At 60.2% G+C, this 17,479-nt stretch carries 14 protein-coding genes and 5 pseudogenes; 6 read left to right on the forward strand and 13 right to left on the reverse strand.

Annotated elements, in window-relative coordinates:
* Positions 1 to 12: 12 nt before the first annotated feature.
* Positions 13 to 693: a nucleoside deaminase gene (locus AB7M16_RS24775; RefSeq protein ID WP_124163993.1), complete on the reverse strand. Its 681-nt coding sequence runs from the start codon at positions 691 to 693 to the stop codon at positions 13 to 15.
* Between the two features lie 901 nt (positions 694 to 1,594).
* Between AB7M16_RS24775 and AB7M16_RS24780 the strand changes: the two genes are divergently transcribed.
* Together AB7M16_RS24780 and AB7M16_RS24785 are read left to right on the forward strand one after the other, a co-directional pair.
* Positions 1,595 to 1,756, forward strand: a complete 162-nt coding sequence (locus AB7M16_RS24780) for an NEL-type E3 ubiquitin ligase domain-containing protein (protein WP_083235187.1) — start codon at positions 1,595 to 1,597, stop codon at positions 1,754 to 1,756.
* Between the two features lie 305 nt (positions 1,757 to 2,061).
* Positions 2,062 to 3,399, forward strand: a pseudogene (locus AB7M16_RS24785) (cystathionine gamma-synthase family protein).
* Here AB7M16_RS24785 and AB7M16_RS24790 read toward each other — a convergent pair.
* The 12 genes and pseudogenes from AB7M16_RS24790 to AB7M16_RS24845 all read right to left on the reverse strand — a co-directional run bounded on the left by AB7M16_RS24790 (position 3,396) and on the right by AB7M16_RS24845 (position 12,081).
* A complete protein-coding gene (locus AB7M16_RS24790) occupies positions 3,396 to 3,605 on the reverse strand; it encodes a hypothetical protein (protein ID WP_050996349.1) in 210 nt (69 codons plus the stop codon). The pseudogene AB7M16_RS24785 and the gene AB7M16_RS24790 overlap by 4 nt on opposite strands.
* Entirely contained in the window at positions 3,605 to 3,757 is a 153-nt protein-coding gene (locus AB7M16_RS24795; RefSeq protein ID WP_162130879.1) for a hypothetical protein, read from the reverse strand. Before AB7M16_RS24795 ends, AB7M16_RS24790 begins: the two co-directional genes overlap by 1 nt.
* Positions 3,754 to 4,561, reverse strand: a pseudogene (tnpC, locus tag AB7M16_RS24800) (IS66 family transposase); the annotation flags it as partial. The gene AB7M16_RS24795 and the pseudogene tnpC (AB7M16_RS24800), both read right to left, overlap by 4 nt.
* Before the next feature lie 46 nt (positions 4,562 to 4,607).
* The gene (gene ltrA / locus AB7M16_RS24805; protein ID WP_199752525.1) at positions 4,608 to 5,861 is read right to left on the reverse strand and encodes a group II intron reverse transcriptase/maturase; all 1,254 of its coding nucleotides are present in this window, start codon (positions 5,859 to 5,861) and stop codon (positions 4,608 to 4,610) included.
* A gap of 214 nt (positions 5,862 to 6,075) precedes the next feature.
* Positions 6,076 to 6,210 carry a hypothetical protein gene (locus tag AB7M16_RS24810; RefSeq protein ID WP_256436599.1) on the reverse strand — a complete coding sequence of 45 codons (135 nt, stop codon included), beginning with the start codon at positions 6,208 to 6,210 and terminating at the stop codon, positions 6,076 to 6,078.
* 201 nt (positions 6,211 to 6,411) lie between these two features.
* Positions 6,412 to 7,208, reverse strand: a pseudogene (locus AB7M16_RS24815) (IS66 family transposase); the annotation flags it as partial.
* 70 nt (positions 7,209 to 7,278) lie between these two features.
* Positions 7,279 to 7,626, reverse strand: a complete 348-nt coding sequence (tnpB, locus tag AB7M16_RS24820; protein WP_036032545.1) for an IS66 family insertion sequence element accessory protein TnpB — start codon at positions 7,624 to 7,626, stop codon at positions 7,279 to 7,281.
* Between the two features lie 350 nt (positions 7,627 to 7,976).
* Positions 7,977 to 9,573 (reverse strand): annotated as a pseudogene (gene tnpC / locus AB7M16_RS24825) (IS66 family transposase).
* A gap of 100 nt (positions 9,574 to 9,673) precedes the next feature.
* Complete coding sequence (gene tnpB / locus AB7M16_RS24830; RefSeq protein WP_124163395.1) at positions 9,674 to 10,027, reverse strand: IS66 family insertion sequence element accessory protein TnpB; 354 nt, start codon at positions 10,025 to 10,027, stop codon at positions 9,674 to 9,676.
* A gap of 21 nt (positions 10,028 to 10,048) precedes the next feature.
* A complete protein-coding gene (gene tnpA / locus AB7M16_RS24835; protein WP_148090219.1) occupies positions 10,049 to 10,459 on the reverse strand; it encodes an IS66-like element accessory protein TnpA in 411 nt (136 codons plus the stop codon).
* Between the two features lie 32 nt (positions 10,460 to 10,491).
* Positions 10,492 to 10,647, reverse strand: coding sequence for a transposase (locus AB7M16_RS24840; RefSeq protein WP_081493138.1), 156 nt, complete (start codon positions 10,645 to 10,647; stop codon positions 10,492 to 10,494).
* A gap of 1,065 nt (positions 10,648 to 11,712) precedes the next feature.
* Positions 11,713 to 12,081 (reverse strand): hypothetical protein, encoded by a 369-nt coding sequence (locus AB7M16_RS24845; protein WP_260374211.1) that lies wholly within the window; start codon positions 12,079 to 12,081, stop codon positions 11,713 to 11,715.
* Positions 12,082 to 13,635: 1,554 nt separating this feature from the next.
* Between AB7M16_RS24845 and AB7M16_RS24850 the strand changes: the two genes are divergently transcribed.
* The 4 genes and pseudogenes from AB7M16_RS24850 (at position 13,636) to ltrA (AB7M16_RS24865) (ending at position 17,398) form a co-directional block, all read left to right on the forward strand.
* Positions 13,636 to 13,971: an IS3 family transposase gene (locus AB7M16_RS24850; protein ID WP_453945413.1), complete on the forward strand. Its 336-nt coding sequence runs from the start codon at positions 13,636 to 13,638 to the stop codon at positions 13,969 to 13,971.
* A gap of 12 nt (positions 13,972 to 13,983) precedes the next feature.
* Positions 13,984 to 14,367 carry a DDE-type integrase/transposase/recombinase gene (locus AB7M16_RS24855; RefSeq protein WP_124163398.1) on the forward strand — a complete coding sequence of 128 codons (384 nt, stop codon included), beginning with the start codon at positions 13,984 to 13,986 and terminating at the stop codon, positions 14,365 to 14,367.
* Between the two features lie 514 nt (positions 14,368 to 14,881).
* Positions 14,882 to 15,358 (forward strand): annotated as a pseudogene (locus tag AB7M16_RS24860) (reverse transcriptase domain-containing protein); the annotation flags it as partial.
* A gap of 738 nt (positions 15,359 to 16,096) precedes the next feature.
* Entirely contained in the window at positions 16,097 to 17,398 is a 1,302-nt protein-coding gene (gene ltrA, locus AB7M16_RS24865) for a group II intron reverse transcriptase/maturase (protein ID WP_370137870.1), read from the forward strand.
* Positions 17,399 to 17,479 lie beyond the last annotated feature (81 nt).

Raw genomic sequence — 17,479 nt, forward strand, 5'->3', positions numbered from 1 at the left:
TTGTCGCGTCGGTTATTCGGGAAGGATTGACTTCGAACTCGGACGAGAGCGCAAAAAGGCCTTGCTAATCGAAAGGGCCGGCGCAGCGAAAAAGGCGGTCAAGCCGCTCCAGGATACGATGGGCCGCGGTGCGGACGCATGGCGTTCAGGCAACTCCGCTGCCGGTCCAAAGCAACCTCTTCGTTTCATGTATCGCCAAGCAATCGGGTTCCAGTCACGCCAGACCTGCTCGGCTCGCGCTGACAACAGTCCGGACACGATTTCCGGCGGACTTCCAAAAACCTCAGGCAGTTTACTGGATAGATGCTCGTCCTTCAGTACGGTCCATTTCGAGTATCCGCCCATCACCGGAGAGGAAAGCGCGAAGACCACCCGACTTATTCGCGCCTCTCTGGTAGGAAACGAACACATCGGGCACGGCTCGACGATCGAATACAAAGTACAATCTGGCAGACGTTTTCGCTTCAGACTCTTTTGTGCCCGAGAAAGCGCGACTAGCTCCGCGTGTCTAGTTACGTCGCCTTCCGACGAAACGCAATTTGTCGCCTCGGCAACGATCTCTCCTTTAGAAACAATGACAGCCCCGAACGGAAGCTCTCCGTGCTCCGCACCGCGCCGAGCGAGCTCTAGGCACCACTCTATCATTGCCAGATCTTGAGCGTAAGCTTCCGGCATACTCATGAGCGTCAGCATCGGTAAGGGAACCACAACCACTGGCCGGACCGAATATTTCCCCAACTGCGATGATGAGAGTATGGACTCGCGTATAGGGTTGATGTTCGTGAGAGGCGGTCTTCATGCATCGCAACGGAGATCATTGTAAATAGCCCAGATGGAGTGCGGGAAATATAGCGACAGATGAAAGCTGGCATAGTGGAGAGAGCAAACAGGGCGTTGCACTCATTGCCACGGATCGCGAGAGAACTAGTCTGATCAAATCGTCACATCGCTAACCGCCTAGGCAAACGAAGTGCTCATGAACGAGAGCAAGGACGCGTTTGGTCCGCTTCCGCCGACGTTAGGCCGCGGATATCCGGATCGGGGTCTTGTCAGTCGTGGCTTGGACGAGCCTAGTGGCATGGATAGCGTCATCCTTTCTTGGTAGCTTTCGCCGGCCGTGGCGATATTGAGACCATCCCATTTAGTTCTGGTTCAGCGATTGGCCCTATCGTAGAGTGTTCAACGCCATTCTTCGTGCCATCCGTCTCCGACCTCGGGCAACTCGCACCCGCATTAGACCGCATCGCGTGACTTACAACCACTACCAGAAACGGTGGTTCAGAGCTGCCCTGATTGTCTAAACCGAGTTTCCGCATCGATAGGTGGAGCCTCTGACGGTGCTAGGCCGCCATGCGGAGTGGTAGCGTAAGCGGAAAGGGGCTTTCAGGTCACTTGGTCTGTCGACCTTTCTCATCGACCACCACCCCGTAACATTCCGCCCTGATCGCCCTTGTTTCAGCTTATCGGACCGTGGGCCTGACCTCGCGGGATGTCAGTAACTTCGTTGCGGCGAAAGCATTGCGCGCTCGGCGGGAAAGCTCGGCGTCACAATCGCTTGATCCTTCCTGAGATCTGAAACTATCCAGCAGCACTTATGCGCTTATTTGAAGTTTCCGGCGTCACCGACGCTGACGTTGACAGTGCAGAGATAACCGTGCGGAGTAAGGAGGCGGCGGAATTTGCTGACTATCTGGCGACGGACTGGCAACCTTGGGACGATGCAAGGAAATTGCCTGCGAGATCAAGGGCGCTCTAAGGGGTAGGGTGCTCGATGGTCACGGCCTCAGGCTGTGAAGCAGCTTTTGTTAGTTCGCATGAGGCATAGCGCTGTACGTCAGGGCTGCGGAGCGCCGGCCTAGACGCCGGCGCATTGCTCAGGTCAGCTGCTAAAATGTGTGCAAGTAGCGGTGAGAGTCGGACTCGCTTCCCCGATGCCGCAACTGCGCGAAGACCGCCGCAAAACAGGGAGCCCAAAAAGGCCGGGCTCGATTGTGTGACCACCGCCGTGTACCACCGATTCGGCCCGCAACGCGGGGCAAGCATCAGAACAGCGAGGCAACCATGGTAAATCCGTTCCCGTCGAAGACCCATATCGGCAACCATATGCTGCATCCGGAAACCCTGATGCTGACCTATGGCTATGATCCGCAATTGTCGGAGGGCGCCATCAAGCCGCCGGTGTTCCTGACCTCGACCTTCGTGTTCAAGACCGCCGAAGACGGCCAGGACTTCTTCGATTACGTCCCCGGCCGGCGTGAGCCGCCAGAAGGCATGGGCGCGGGCCTGGTTTATTCACGCTTCAACCATCCCAACAGCGAGATCGTGGAGGACAGGCTCGCGGTCTACGAGCGCACCGAGAGCTGTGCGCTGTTCTCCTCGGGCATGGCGGCGATCGCGACCACGATCCTGGCCCTTCGTCCGGCCCGGCGACGTCATCCTGCACTCTCAGCCGCTCTATGGCGGCACGGAGACCCTGCTGACGAACACGCTTGCGCGTCTGTCGATCGGCGCGGTCGGCTTTGCCGACGGCATCGATGAAGCCCCCGTCAGGCAGGCGCGGAGGAGGCGACGGGGAGGGGACGGGGAGGGGACGGGTTTCGATGATCCTGATCGAGACGCCCGCCAATCCGACCAACGGCCTCGTCGACCTCGCAATGATCCGCCGCATCGTCGATGCCATCGGCAAGGCGCAGGGACACACGCCGATCATCGCCTGCGACAACACGCTGCTCGGGCCGGTGTTTCAGCGGCCGATCGAGCACGGCGCGGACCTGTCGCTGTATTCGCTGAGCAAGTATGTCGGCGCCATTCCGACCTGATCGCGGGCGCCGCGCTCGGATCGAAAGCGATCATGAAAGGCATCAAGGCGCTGCGCGGCGCCATCGGCACCCAGCTCGATCCGCATTCCTGCTGGATGATCAACCGCTCGCTCGAGACGCTCAGCCTGCGGATGAAGAAAGCCGATGCGAATGCGCGGCTCGTGGCGGACTTTTTGCGCGACCACCCGAAGGTCGCCAAGGTGCATTACCTCGGTCATCACGAGCAGGACTCGCTCTCCGGCGCCGCGTGTTCGCGCGGCAATGCCTCGGCGCGGGGGCGACGTTCTCGTTCGACATCGTCGGCGGCACGGAGGCGGCGGTGAAATTCCTGAACGCGCTGCAGATCCTCAAGCTTGCGGTGAGCCTGGGGCCACGGAATCGCTTGCAAGCCTGCCGGCGACGATGACCCATTCCGGCGTTCCCCGCCGACATTCGCCAAAAGATCGGCGTGCTCGATTCACGAGGGCCGCATAACATTCATTCGGAAATGCCGGCCCGACGTAGTTCAACATTGATCGGGACATCCCCCCGCAACAGTTTTCGAGGGTCACTTTACCGGGTCCACCCTGTACCCTTCTAGTCGTTCTGCACCAGTCCAATGATGTAGACTGGCAGCACGGGCCGATCTGCCGGGAGCAGCCAGTGCGGGGAAACGAAGCGCTCGAACTCTCTAGCGTACGCATCCGGCGTAGGCCGCAGGCTGGTTGGATCATTTCCGTTGCCAACGGCCTGCACACCATCTTCGCCGACGCCATAGACCCAGATCAGGCCGTCCTCGATCTCCATTATAGAACCTGACGAGCTCGATCAGGTTTTCGATGCCAAAGTCGGTGAACGCCGATGGTAATGTCGCGCAGCCAGTCTTCGTCTTCACCGAGGTCTTTTGCGACCTGGGTGAGGGTGGTGACGTGATGAACTTTGTTGACGTGCGTGGTCATGCCGCTCGAGCGGGGAACGCAGATGCCGGCGTCCAATTCCAGGGCAGAAGCTCGTCCAGCCGGTGAGCTGGGCGGACGGCGATGCAGGCAAGGATATCCGTGAGCCAGGCCTGCGGATCGACGCCATTCATTTTGGCCGTGATGATCAAGCTATACATGGACGCCGCGCGCCGTCCGCCGCGATCAGAGCCGCAGAACAACCAGGATTTTCGTCCAAGAGCGATGCCTCGCAAGCCTCTTTCGGCGGCATTGTTGGAGAGACAGACTCGTCCGTCCTGCAGGAACAGCGTGAAGCTCGCCCATCGCTTCAGGATGTAGTTGAACGCCTTGGCCAGGTCGTGCCCACGGGACAGCTTGGCGAGCTGCTCCCGCATATAGACCTGCAGATCCTCGACCAGAGGCCGGCTTAGCGTCCGTCGCATCTCCAGACGCTCTTCGGGGCTCCTGCTTGCCGGTGGCCTTGCGACGCGCATTCTCTTCGATATCGGCCATGGCGAAGAACGGGCGCCGCGCATGGACCCAACACGCCGCTTCCCGGATCGGTCCAGGGTGGCGTCCCGCCAGATAGAGCTGGTTGTACCCGTCATAGGCGTCGGCCTGCAGGATGCCGGCATACCCCGCCAGATGCGCCTGGGGATGCTCGCCCCTACGGTCGCGGGAGTAGTAGAATATCGCCGCCGGCGGCCCGGCGCCGCCAAACGGCCGATCGTCCCGGACGTAGATCCAGCACCGTGCCGTATCGGTCTTGCCCTTGGCCAGCACCGGCACCGTCGGGTGAGTAGGCCGGAGGGATTTCACCTCCAGCCTCTCGCAGAACCGGGCGTGAGACTCTCGCCTCACCCGGCTCCCATCAGGCAAGCTTGCCGCCATCGCCGAGTTGCCAATGCACAAAGAGCCTGCGGTTCTCACGCGCGATCTTCTCCAGGAAGAGACGCGCGCGTCCCAAGCGGTGATGGAAGCGCTTGTACTTTCGCTTCAACCAGATAGCCAACGTCTGGTTGATGTAGCGCGCCAAAGGATAGAGCGCCGAACGCGTATATTGCCCATAATAAGCGATCCACCCCCTAACCATCGGGTTTAGCTCGCGGGCAATATCGTCCAAAGTCACCTCGGTTCGCTTGCGAAGTTTCAAGCTTCGGATCGTCGCTCGCATGGCATTCAGCGCTGGTTTGCTGACCGCCGGAGTGAACCCGCAGAACATCCTCTGCGAACGCGGCCGCAGGACCGATCGCGGCCGGAAGCAATAACCGAGAAAGTCAAACATGACCGTCTCAGTCTTGCCCCGGCGTCGGTCGTCCTTGCAGTAGACGATCCTCGTCTTCGTAGGATGCAGTTCCAGGCAGCACTCTGCCAGCCGAGCCTGGAGCGCTTCGCGAATGCTTTGCGCCTCCATCTCATTCCGACAATGTACCAACCCGTCATCTGCATACCGACACCACCGGAGATCGGGGAACATCCGTGCCATCCAGAGATCAAATGCATAGTGCATGAAGAGGTTGGCGAGGATCGGGCTCACCACGCCCCCTTGTGGGGTACCGCGGCTTCGCTCGATTATCGTTCCATCCTCTTGCACCATCGGCGCTGTCAGCCATCTTTCAATGTAGAGCAGCGCCCATGCGCACGTCACATGTTTCCGGACGGCCCGCAGCAGACGCTCGTGGTCGATATTATCGAACAGTCCCTTGATGTCGAACTCCAGAACCCAATCGTACTTCCAGCACCGCTGTCGCGTTACGCCTACGGCATCGAGAGCCGATTTACCGGGTCTGTAGCCGTAAGAATCCGCCAGAAAGATTGCGTCGAGAGCCGGCTCAATTAGTTGTTTGACAACCGTCTGTGCCACGCGGTCTGCCACAGTGGGCACCCCGAGGATCCTTTGGCCCCCACTCTTCTTTGGAATGGAGACGGCGCGAACAGGCGGCGGGAAGTAGGCGCCTGAGCTCATTCGATTCCAAATCTTGTAGAGATTGCTCTTCAAGTCGGACTCGAACTGCTCAATCGTCACTCCGTCGACACCGGCTGCGCCACCATTGGATCGCACCTGCAGATATGCTTCGTACACCTCTCTCTTGTCGATGTTGAACGGTTTGCTCGGCTGGTTCACCGTCGTCCTCCTGTTGTCAGTTGCGACGGTGGCCAGCCCTCCTGATCCGATCCCTTTGCTCCGGCCCCATTACGAGCCTTCGTCGCTAATACGGATCGGTCCGTCCCAGTGCTCCGCGTCGGTAATCTCGCCTCGCGGTCTTCTCCGCTTGTGCTTCTCCCTTTCCATCGGAGCGACTGGTTCCTGCAGTTCCGCGGCAGCGCCTGCATCCGATTCACGCCCCCTCAACGCCGGTCGCCGCCCGCCCGGTCATCAGGCTTCCGGCGGGCTCATCCCAGAGGGACGACACACCTCTGGTTTTGACGACGATTTCCACGTTACGACGGTTCATCGGCGGGTTCATTTTCATTCGTCTCTCGGACGCCTATCCGTTCGGGTATTCCCGACCGTTGGCTTCAACGCTCACGACCGCGCCTCTTAAGCGAAGCCGCTTGAAGTGATTTGGGACCTACTCCTGAAAGTCGATCCCGAGGGGCCTACCCTCATCGCTGCCACAGCTTGTGCACACAGATTTTCAGATCATCTCGATCATCCTTTCCGTGTGCTTCTGCAGCACACTATCATCGGCATGCAGGCGCTCGGCCGCCATGACATGGGCTTCGACCAGGCGCAGCAGGGGATCCAGCGCCGCACAGACCGACCCCACGGCGTCCGCCAGGGTCGACAGCGCGATCGGCACGCCTTCGAGGGCGTAGCGCTCGGCCTGGCGGTTTAAGGGCTGATGTTGGCCGTACTTCTCGAACATGATCATGGCCAACAGGCTCGGGCCGGCCCATCCCCGTGCGACGGCATAGAATGGCGCCGGGGCCTGGCTGATCTTCTCGCAGTCGCGGCAGGAGAACTTCTCCCGCACCGTCTCGATCACCTTCCACTGGCGCGGTACCACTTCCAGTGTCCTCGTCACGTACTCGCCGAGCTTGCGCAGACGATTGCCGCCACAGCACTGGCAAGCCGTCGGCGGCTCGATGACGACTCGTTCGCGCGGTAAATGCTCAGGGAACGTCTGTCGTTCGCCGCGCTTGCGCGTAAATCCGCGCCCCGTCGTCGCCTGGCCACAGCGCGCTCTGCCGCCAGCTCGTCTTCAGTGGCGTCACTTTCCAACTCTTCGAAGGTCAAGGCCAACTGCTCGATCAGGCGCGACGAACGCTCCGACCGCTGGCCATAGATCTGATGCCTTAGCTTGGCGATTTGCAGCTTCTGCTGGGCAATCAGCGCTTCGTCCTCAGACGCTTTCGCGCGGGCGACCGCAAGTTCAGCGGCGACTTCCAAACCCTTCGCACGCTCGGCTGCCAGCGCCGCTTTCAGGACGGCAATGTCATCCGGAACAGCGTCGCGCTCAGCATCCATGCGACACAGTGAATCACAGATTGGAAGCGTTGGGACTCCCCAAAAATGCAAAACCTGCTGGATTTTGTACTCAACCTGCGCTTCTCGGTCGCCAGCTCAGTTGTGGATTCCGCCAGTCGATCCCTTCCAGCATATAGGCCATCTGCGCCGCTGAGATCGATACCGCGCCGTCCGACGCCGAAGGCCAGATGAACTTGCCTCGGTCCAGGCGCTTGGCATAGAGCGACATGCCCAACCCATCATGCCAAAGAATCTTGACCAGATCGCCGCTGCGGCCCCGGAAGATGTAGAGATCGCCGGCATGGAGATCGCGCTTCAGGCTCTCCTGAACCGTAAGAGCCAGGCTTCGCATGCCGCGGCGCATATCGGTGTGGCCGGTCGCGATCCAGACCCTGACGCCGCTCGGAATCGGAATCATCGTCGTCGCAAGAGCTCAAGAACCTGCTGCAGCGCCTCAACGTCCACGTCACGGTCAACGCGAACACGACAGCCGCCCCCGAGCTCAATCTCGATGATTCCGGCCCTTGCACGCTGCGCAGGCGGTGAAGACGCCAGTTGTGGTGCGCCGCTCGAGATCGGAGCCGCTACAGGTGTGACCTCGACGGGAACGAGAGCAGGCGCAGCATCGCCGCCCAGTCGCCCCTGGCGCGCTTGTCGTAAGCGCGTATTTTACCGCACAGGCTACGCGCGCGCCTGGCCGCGGCGTCGCGTGACGCCGGGCCCCAGCAGTGTCATCGGAACGGCTTGGTTGACCTGAGCGTTCGAACGTCAGCCGCTATTCTCAGCTGGCAGGTTTTTTTGAGCGGTGCAGTTGAACGGCAACAGATCTTCGATATCGGCGTCTGGCGCGCGCTGGGGCAATTCGGTGAGCGCGTGACGTAGCCATGCATAGGGATCGACGCCGCATGCCCGGCATGTCAGCACCAAACTGTAGATCACGGCGCTTGCCTTGGCGCCGGCAACGGTGTGGCTGAACAGCCAACTTTTTCGTCCGGTGCAAAACGGCCTGATGTCGCGCTCCAGAACATTGTTATCGATCGGGGCGAGACCGTCACTGGTGTAACGGGTCAGATAATCCATTGGTTGCGCGCATAGGCGATCGCCTTGCCGGTCAAGCTTTCGGGGAGGACCTTCGGCGCCTGGTCGTCGAGCCAGGTCCGGAAGGCGGCCAATACCGGCAGGCTATGCTGCTGGCGCAGCCGCAAGGTGTATGCGGCGCGCGTTTCGTCGTCGGGCGGCGTCTGGCGCGCCACCCTCTCGACCTCATACAACGCCTCGAAGAACTTGTGCGCCTGCAATGGCGGACCGCCGGGCGTCTTCCTGGCCTTGAGCGCATCGGTAAATTTCCTGCGCGCATGCGCCATACAGCCAAGATGGTCGCGCCTGTCAGCGTGCCCCAGGCGTCATAGCCGTCGCTCATCAACAAGCCGCGATAGCCGGCCAGGAAGGCCTGAGGATGTTCCTGGCCGCGACCGGGCTGGTAATCGAACAGCACGACCGGCTGCGCGTAGTCCTGGCCGCTGCGATAGGCCCACATGAAGGATTTGGCCTGCGCATCCCGGCCGTCCTCTTTCAGAACCTGGACCCAGGTTTCGTCGCCGTGGACCAGGGGCTGCGACCTGAGCTTTTGCTGTAGCGCGTCATAGACCCGATGCAGATGCAACTCGCTCGCCCGGATCACCCAGTTGCCCAGCGTCCCGCGGCTGATGCTGACGTCGGCGCGCCCCAGCGCGTCCGCCACACGGTACAGCGGCGTGCCGTCGACGTATTTGTTGGCGAGCACCAGCGCCAGCGTCGATGGCGTGGCGACGCTACCCGGCAGCGGCTGCGCCGGCATCGGCGCGGTCACGATCGGGGTGTTCAGCGCGGTGCGCTCGCAGTGACGGCAGGCATATTTGAACCGCACATGTTGCAGCACCGACGCCTTCACCTCGACGTGCAACTGCTCGGTGACGGTCTCGCCCATCCGATGCATCCGATTGCGGCAGCACGGACAGTCCTTTTGATCCTCACCCAGATCATGTTCGACGCGTTGGCGCGGCAGATCGTCAGGCAGCGGCTTGCGGCCGCGTGTCTTCGGTGCCGGCTTTGGAGCCTCCCGCAATCCCGTGTCCGGCACGGCGACCGCCTCGACATCGTCGTCGTCCCGGCTTTCAGCGGCGGCCTGCTCGGCTTCGTTGAAGATGCGCTCCTTGAGCGTTTCGCTCTTCGGCGCGTAGCGGCGCAAGCGCTCCAGGCGCAACTGCTCCTCAAGATGCAGGACGCGTTGCGCGAGTTTCTCGTTCTCCGCCTTCAGCGCCGCGAGCTCGGCCGCGTGCGCCGCGATCAAGGCTTCCAGCTCGTGCGTCGTGGGCCTGCGACTCATCGTAGTCTTGAATCGAAGTCATGCCGCCGCGTCAACCGAGTTCCATGCGGTGGCCGGCGTCATCCGATAGCGCTGATGACGCCGCCCGCATCGAACACGCTCAGCCCACGCTGTGATATTGCCGCACCGGATGACGACGCACCGCCGCGATGTTGATGCCGTCAAGCAGCCAGTGCAGCTCCTCCGTCGTCAGCGTTAGCACCGCCTCCTGACTTCGGGGCCAGTGGAATCTGTCGGCCTCCAGCCGCTTCAGCAGCTTCCAAAATCCTGACCGGTCATAAATCAGCAGCTTGATCCGGTCGCGGCGACGATTGCAGAACGCGAACACCGCGCGCTGGAACGGATCCAGCCCCATCGACTGCTCGACCACGATCGCCAGGCTGTTGATGCCCGCCCGGAAGTCAATCGGTTCGCGGTGAAGGTAGACCCGAAGATCAGAGGCCAGCCGGAACATCGCAACGCCCCAGCGCTTCAATCACCGCCGACAGCTAACTGCGCGTCGCCGCCTTCCAGCGAAAGCGTTCACGCCGTTGGGCATCGATGCCGTCAGCCGCCCTGCACAGGATCGCTCCGTCGCGCAAACCGCGATCGCGCCAGCAGATCGAGTTGGCGACGGCGACGGCGCGCGAACCGGAACAAAGGCTGGCGCAATCGGCGCCTCCGGCTGGCCATCCCCGTTCTGACGTTGTCGCTTGGCCACCCACTTGCGCAGCAGGTTCGCGTTCACGCCGTGTTGCAACGCCAGCCCCGCCAGCCCCGCCAGCGACACGCCAGGCTGCAGACAGGCCTCGACCAGCCGCTGTTTGCTGGCCGGATCATAGCGACGCCGCCCATTGCGCAACACGCCGACCGTCTCAAGTCTCAAAAGTTCTTCTGGAGTGATCATCGATGGTGTCCACCTCGTTCATGGTGGACACCTCATCCCATCCCCGCGCTCAACTGCATAGGTGCGTAGAAAGGAGCGCTTACCGCTTGTCGACGCCAGGTGAACAGCAGGCTATGAGCCACCCCGTGCCGGCGTGCCACCCCGCAGACCGTCTCGCCGGGCTGCAAGGTCTCTTCGACAAGGCGCACCTTCTCGTCCTAACTCCATCGCCGCCGACGCTCGGCGCCCAACACATTGACCTGCATTCCCGACGTGACCTTAAAGCTAGAGTTAAGGTCAAATCCTTAGGCCGCCCCGCAAACTACACAAGGCGGTCGCCGCCGGAGGGATACTCTCTAGCGACAGACTCTGACACTCTTTACGCACCCGCGCAATTACGCAGACATGGAGAAAACCGGAAGATGGGATTGAGCCGAAGGGAATGGGGGCGGAAGGCTGCAGTGAAGGTGCGGTCAGATATGCCTTGCGCCAAGGGCGTTTAGCGGCGCGGCCCGATGGCACGCTCGATCCATCTCAGCTCGGCTGGCGGTGGATGCGAGACTCCTCGGGAGAGAGGCCCTCAGCGTATTTCTTCCGGTAGTCGATGCCACCGAAAGGATGCGGAGACGATCGGGATCGCCGCCACCTTCCATGGAAGTGGTCTGTGGAGGTGGCGATCCTCCTCAGTATCTTGGTCTCTAGAAAATGGGCGATGTTGATCCGATCGGCCCGATAGAGATCTGCGACGACCTTAACGCGAAACTCGCTGAATTTTGGGTTGGTGCGCAGGTTGGGCCGCGCGATGGCACCAGATGAAGCCGATGATGAGAACGCCGTCCTCCTAGATATCAACGATCCGATCGCGGTCGGCGGAAGGATAATCCATCTGGCGGTGACTTTTTACCAGGAAGACCTGAAGCGCCGGCGCCGGGAGACCGGGATCGTGTGTGTGAGGGACAAACGCCATGGCAAAGGGTAAGAGCGAGGACTGCGTAAACCAAGCGCCTCAGTTCGCGCGTGACGGATAGCTCGCAATCTTGCGAGTGAGCTGCCAAAGCTCGACCCTATTGGTCTTGGCTAATTGCTGTGGTCGCTGCTTAGCCGCTTCCTCATCAGCGCAAATCAGCCTTACGCAGTGCACTACATTCCCGTCGGGCTCGAACAAGTAGACCATGAACTCCTCGATCGAAGGGCTTCCAGTCACGCGCCGGCCGTGACTTTGAAGGTTATTGCTTGGTCCGATGGCGCTGCGCGCATGTCTTTGGTGGAGGTAGTCATTGCTCATGCTTAGCTGATCGCGACAACCGGCCGGCGTATTGCCCAGTTGCAAAGTTCCTGCATGGACATCGCTCGGATCTTATTTCCCGCCGGTTGCGCTCGACGATAGCTAGAATCAATTCTTCGGTGGCGATCAGAGCCAGCTCCATTTTTTCCTTAACAATAGTCGACGTATCTCGACCGATACTGTCGAGATGGTTCAGGGCCACCGCTTTGAAGCTATGGGCTAGGCGCTCCTCGGCATCGTCGCGTGCATAGTCTATAATAGTATCCAGGTGGGCGACGATTTGAGCCCGTTGCTCGGTCGGTTTTGGACCGTCAAGCAACGTTATCGCTCGAATAAAGGCCTCTTCAAGAGGGATCATATCAGGTTTCCTTTGTTGCTGGATTGGAAGCCGCAGTAGCTCGCACCGGTGCTGCAGATTAGCGAGGCTCGACGCGCAAAGGCAACTCCTCAGAAAAAGGAGTTGATGTTGCGCAATTTTGAGGGGCGACCATCATCGGCATGGATCGGTGTGCGGCGGGGGCGAGGCAATGCAGCGATCAAACCGGGGTGGTGTCCTAATTAGGCACCCTTCACAAATCACACCAACGAATTGGCCCCGGGCGATGGTGCCCGAGGTCTTTCACCTAGATGAGACTGCAATTTCTGCACACTACATCGCAAAACTGCTCCGCATTTAGTTCAAGGTGGATGGCGCGCCGTATGGCGCTCGCCTTCACGAACAACGACTGGGAGCATTAGGTTAGTCAAGCCGGACACGAATTCGATAGCTTTGCGAGCCTCCTCATCCCGCTGTCTCCGCGTTTGGTCATTTGGGACTTTCAACATTCTGTGTCATCAAACAAACAAGCGGAAGGCAAGAAGACAAGCGAAGTTGTCGGCGGGCTCTCGTACTCCAGTTCGACATCTGCAGCCGAGCAGTCCGTCTAGCACCCATAAAGGGAAGATGGCATCCCCTTGCACAACCATAGATAGCGAGTCGCTTTCGACTCAACGTCACCTCAGTAGCACGCTTCTCCGGAGTGTATGCACAACGTCAAGCCCATTCAGCAGCACAAAACTGAGGTGCAAGGCGGCCTCCGACTTCACTATAAGACGACGGACGCGTAAGCCGGATGCGAGGCCGCACATTGCACTCTCTTCATGATGCTTCCACAACCAGATGTCTTGGTGAGATGAGTCAGCTGCATCTTCGATCCCAAGAGCGAGGAGGGGTGCGATGCCCGACGTTGAAGGTATTCCGTTTGATGCGCCCCTCTACCATGGGAGCAAAGACCGTGGCAGCACGTTCCTGCGCTGCCGAGCCATAAACCTTAAATTCAGCGTGGGCAACGAGGTGAGTCATCTATTGCCGAAGGGGTTAGTACCGTCAGCGAACCCCGCAATCAGCCATTGTTGGCGTCGCGAGCTATCCCTCAAGCACAGTGGGGTCATGCTTGGAGTGCTATTCAGGAATTCAAGTTAGTAATTCTGGCGGTCAGATTGGCTTTTACACTCCTTACATGTACGTGACAACGAATGGAGCTATCGCCCAAAGTTGGTGACCGGCGGGAATCGGTGAAGTGGCCCCCGGATTTGGGACCAGAAGCCTAGTTGGAATGTAGCCGTTCCGTTTGGTAAACGGAGCGGACGATGACGAAGAAGACGAGACGGAAGATCGACGCGGCGCTGAAGGCGACGATCGCTTTGGAGGCGCAGCGTGAACAGGTGAGCGTGGCCGATCTGGCGCCGCGCTAGGAGGTGCATCCCACCAGATTTATTCCTGGAAGAAGCAACTGCTGGATCAGGCGGCCAGAGCTTTTGATCCCGCTGGGGAGGCGGCGGACGTTGGTCGCGACCGTGAGATCGAGAAGCTGCATGCCACGATCGGGCAGTTGGTCGTGGAGCGGGATTTTTTAGCGAAGAGGTCCGGAAGATGAGCATCCCGGACCGCAGGGCGAAGCTCGACCGCGCGCATGGCGTGCTGTCGATCCGCCGCCAGTGCCGGCTGCTCGGGCTGTCGCGCTCGGGCGTTTACCGGACGCCGCAGCCGGCCAATGACGACGATCTGAGGCTGATGCGCCAGATCGACGAACTGTTCACCGCGCGGCCGTTTCTGGGCTCGCGGCGGATGGCGTGGCTGCTGAGCGAGGATGGCGTTCCGATCAACCGCAAGCGCGTGCAGCGGCTGATGCGCAAGATGGGGATCGAGGCACTGGGGCCGAAGCCGCGCACCAGCAAGCCTGCGCCGGGGCACCTGATCTATCCCTAGCTGCTGCGCGGCATGACCGTCGACCGGCCGAACCAGGTCAGGGCGACCGACATCACCTATATCCCGATCGGACGCGGCTTCCTCTATCTGGTGGCTGTGATCGATTGGGCGAGCCGGGCCGTGCTGAGCTGGCGCCTGTCCAATACGATGGACGTGTCGTTCTGCATCGACGCCCTGGAGGAGGCGCTGGCGCGGTTCGGCAAGCCGCAAATCTTCAACACCGATCAGGACAGCCAGTTCACCAGCGCGGCCTTCACCGGCGTGCTGGAGGCCGCCGGCATTCGGATCTCGATGGACGGTCGCGGCCGCTGGATGGACAACGTGTTCATCGAACGGCTGTGGCGCAGCGTCAAGCACGAGGACGTCGTGTGCTGTGGAAGTCAGGCGTCGGCCTGAATCCTGACGAAGCTTTGTCAGAGATGGAGGATGGCCCTCCGAAGTCGACCTGCAGGGGTAGACGTCAAACCGCTCCGAGCTGCGAGGGTAAAGAGCCCTAGTAGTGAGCGTTGGAGGAAAAGGCGGAGGAAACTCCGTCAGGTGAGATCCGAGGAGACGAACGTAAGTAAACCGCTGATGACGTGTCGTAACGTGTTCTATCGACGTCGAAACCGGGATCAGGATGTCTATCCCGCGAGCAAGGGTTGGGGGGAGCCTGCCGACTGTCCAACCGGCGTCCGGCATGAAGGTGGCGTGACGTCGGATCAGGCTTTGACAAGGAACACAGGAACCTGTCGCTCCGATGTGAAGGGAGGACTCCAAGCGGCTCGTCGCCGCAAGGAGCAGAGTACCGATGCGGAGCACAGGGGCGGAAACGCCCGTATTAGGGACGAAGGCGCTGTAATGGCACTGCACCGAAGGGGCGTTGTCATCCGGCTTTACGCGGTCGACAACCCGAAAGGGGATGATCGGCATGAGTAAGGCCAAGCCGTTTTGTATTGCCAAACGCGATGTGTGGGAGGCGTATAAGCACGTGAAGGCTAACCAAGGGGCAGCTGGTGTTGACGGGCAGTCGATCGAAGACTTCGACCGAGATCTGAGTAAGAATCTCTATGGGATCTGGAATCGGATGAGTTCGGGCAGCTACTTTCCGCCTCCGGTGCGGCGCGTTGACATACCGAAAGGCGGAGCTGGCAGCACGCGACCGTTGGGAATACCAACGGTCTCGGACAGGATCGCCCAGATGGTGGCCAAGCGTTATCTTGAACCGATTCTGGAGCCCGTGTTCCACATGGATTCCTATGGGTATCGGCCAGGGAAATCAGCACATGATGCACTGGCTGTGGCTCGGCGTCGATGCTGGAGCCACGATTGGGTGCTCGACCTCGACATCAAGAGCTTCTTCGACGAAATCGATTGGAGCCTTCTGATGAAGGCCGTGCGCCGCCACTCCGGGCGGTTTTATCCCTCGAAGCTTCAAGAGGAGTTGCGCACGATCGATGCCTACATCGTTCGATGGGCAACACGACAATACAAACGGTTCCGAGGACACACGTTGGCGGTATGGGAATGGTTGCGATCGCTGAAGCGACGCAATCCAGGCCTGTTCGCTCACTGGGTTGCCGGATCAACGGTTGGATGACGGGAGCCGGATGAATCGCGAGGTTCACGTCCGGTTGTGTGTCCAGCGAAGGCTGGCATGTTCAGCAGGAGACAAACCTGCCGGGGTAGAAGTCAGAGCCCCGTAGTTTGGATAGCAGAGGTGATGGAAACTGAAACTCTGAAGCCTATCGACAAAGTCTCCCCAGGGGAGGCTACGAGTCATCGGGCCGTAATAAAAGTGAACGCGTTGTGGCCTCGAAAGTGAGTATCCCCGAGGGCCGAGCCTTCAACCGGAGGGCGAAGGCAGCATGAGCAACTGAAGACTGACCGATACGGATGTTCACCTCGGCGGGGTGGAAGCGACAGCACGGTGACAAGGACATGCTGAGCAACTGGAGAAGCCCTCCTCGTCCCGACGCGAAATCGTCGGAGCAAGGTAGGCCGTATAACCGGCGAAACCGGGAAGTCGGCCGAAGACGAGAGGGTGGCGGCCGGGTCCGGAGTAGCAATGAAGCGGAGTAATATCCGTGGAGCCAAGGGACCCTGCCATTTGCAATGTCTCCAACATAGGGAAGGCAAGGACGAGATGACAAAGGCGTCCATCGATTTGCAGGACCTGAGGCGGAGAATATACGTCAAGGCAAAGGCTGAACCGTCCTGGCGGTTCTGGGGACTATACGTCCACGTCTGCAAGATGGAGACCCTGCGCGCTGCGTATGAGATGGCCAAAGAGAACGATGGAGCACCGGGAATAGACGGCGTCACCTTCGAGGCCATTGAGACGCAAGGCGTGGAAGCTCTGCTCGAGCAGTTACGGGACGAACTGATCGGGCGCACCTACCAGCCACTTCCCGCGCGGAGGCAGGAGATACCGAAGGACGGGGGCAAAGTCCGTGTCCTCTCGATTCCGGCGATCCGCGACAGAGTGGTGCAAGGGGCGCTCAAGCTCATCCTCGAGCCTGTGTTCGAGGCTGACTTTCAACCGGGGTCGTATGGATATCGGCCCAAACGGACAGCACATGGCGCCATCAAGCGTGTGGCTGAAGCGATAGTCCAACGGAAGACGCGGATTCTCGACATTGACCTGCGGGCCTACTTTGACAATGTCCGGCATGACCGGCTGTTGGAGAAAGTGGCGCGGCGGGTTGATGACGCGCATATACTGCATCTCCTAAAGATGATGCTGAAAGCCTCAGGCAAGAAGGGCGTTCCGCAGGGCGGTGTGATCTCGCCTTTACTCAGTAATCTCTACCTCAATGAGGTGGACAGGATGCTGGAGCGAGCGCGGGAAGTCACCCGCAACGGCAAGTACACCTACGTCGAATACGCGCGATTCGCTGACGACCTGGTGGTCTTGATCGACGCCTACAAGCGTCATGACTGGCTGATTGGAGCCGTGACCAAACGACTCCGGGAGGAGTTCGCCAAGCTGCAGGTGGAAATCAATGATGAAAAGAGCCGCACAGTGGACCTTGAGCGCGGTGAGTACTTTGGGTTCCTGGGCTTTGAGTTCCGCTACTTCCGCGGACTAAGCGGAGCGATGCGGCCGCATTACACGCCCAAGCTCAAAAAGCGGACGGCACTGGTGCGGGCGCTCAAAGAGGTGTTCCGCCGACACCGGTCGCAACCGGTTGAACGAGTGATAAACTTGATCAATCCGATGCTCCGGGGGTGGGTGAACTACTTCGCGGTGGGGCATTCCAGCGAGTGCTTCAGCTTCATCAAAGACTGGGTGGAGAAGAAGGTCAGGCGCCATCTGGCGCATGCTCAGAAACGAAAGGGCTTCGGCTGGGAACGATGGAATAGGCGGTGGCTGTACGACACTCTCGGGCTGTTCAACGCCTACAGAGTGCGACGCGACGGGCCGAAAGTCGCCCCAGCAGGATAGGTCCCATAAGCGTTGGCGTGAAGCAAATGGGAGCGCGCAGTGCGGGAAATCCGCATGCTGCGTGCGACGTGGAGGGGACTG

The sequence above is a fragment of the Bradyrhizobium sp. USDA 372 genome, assembly GCF_053629095.1.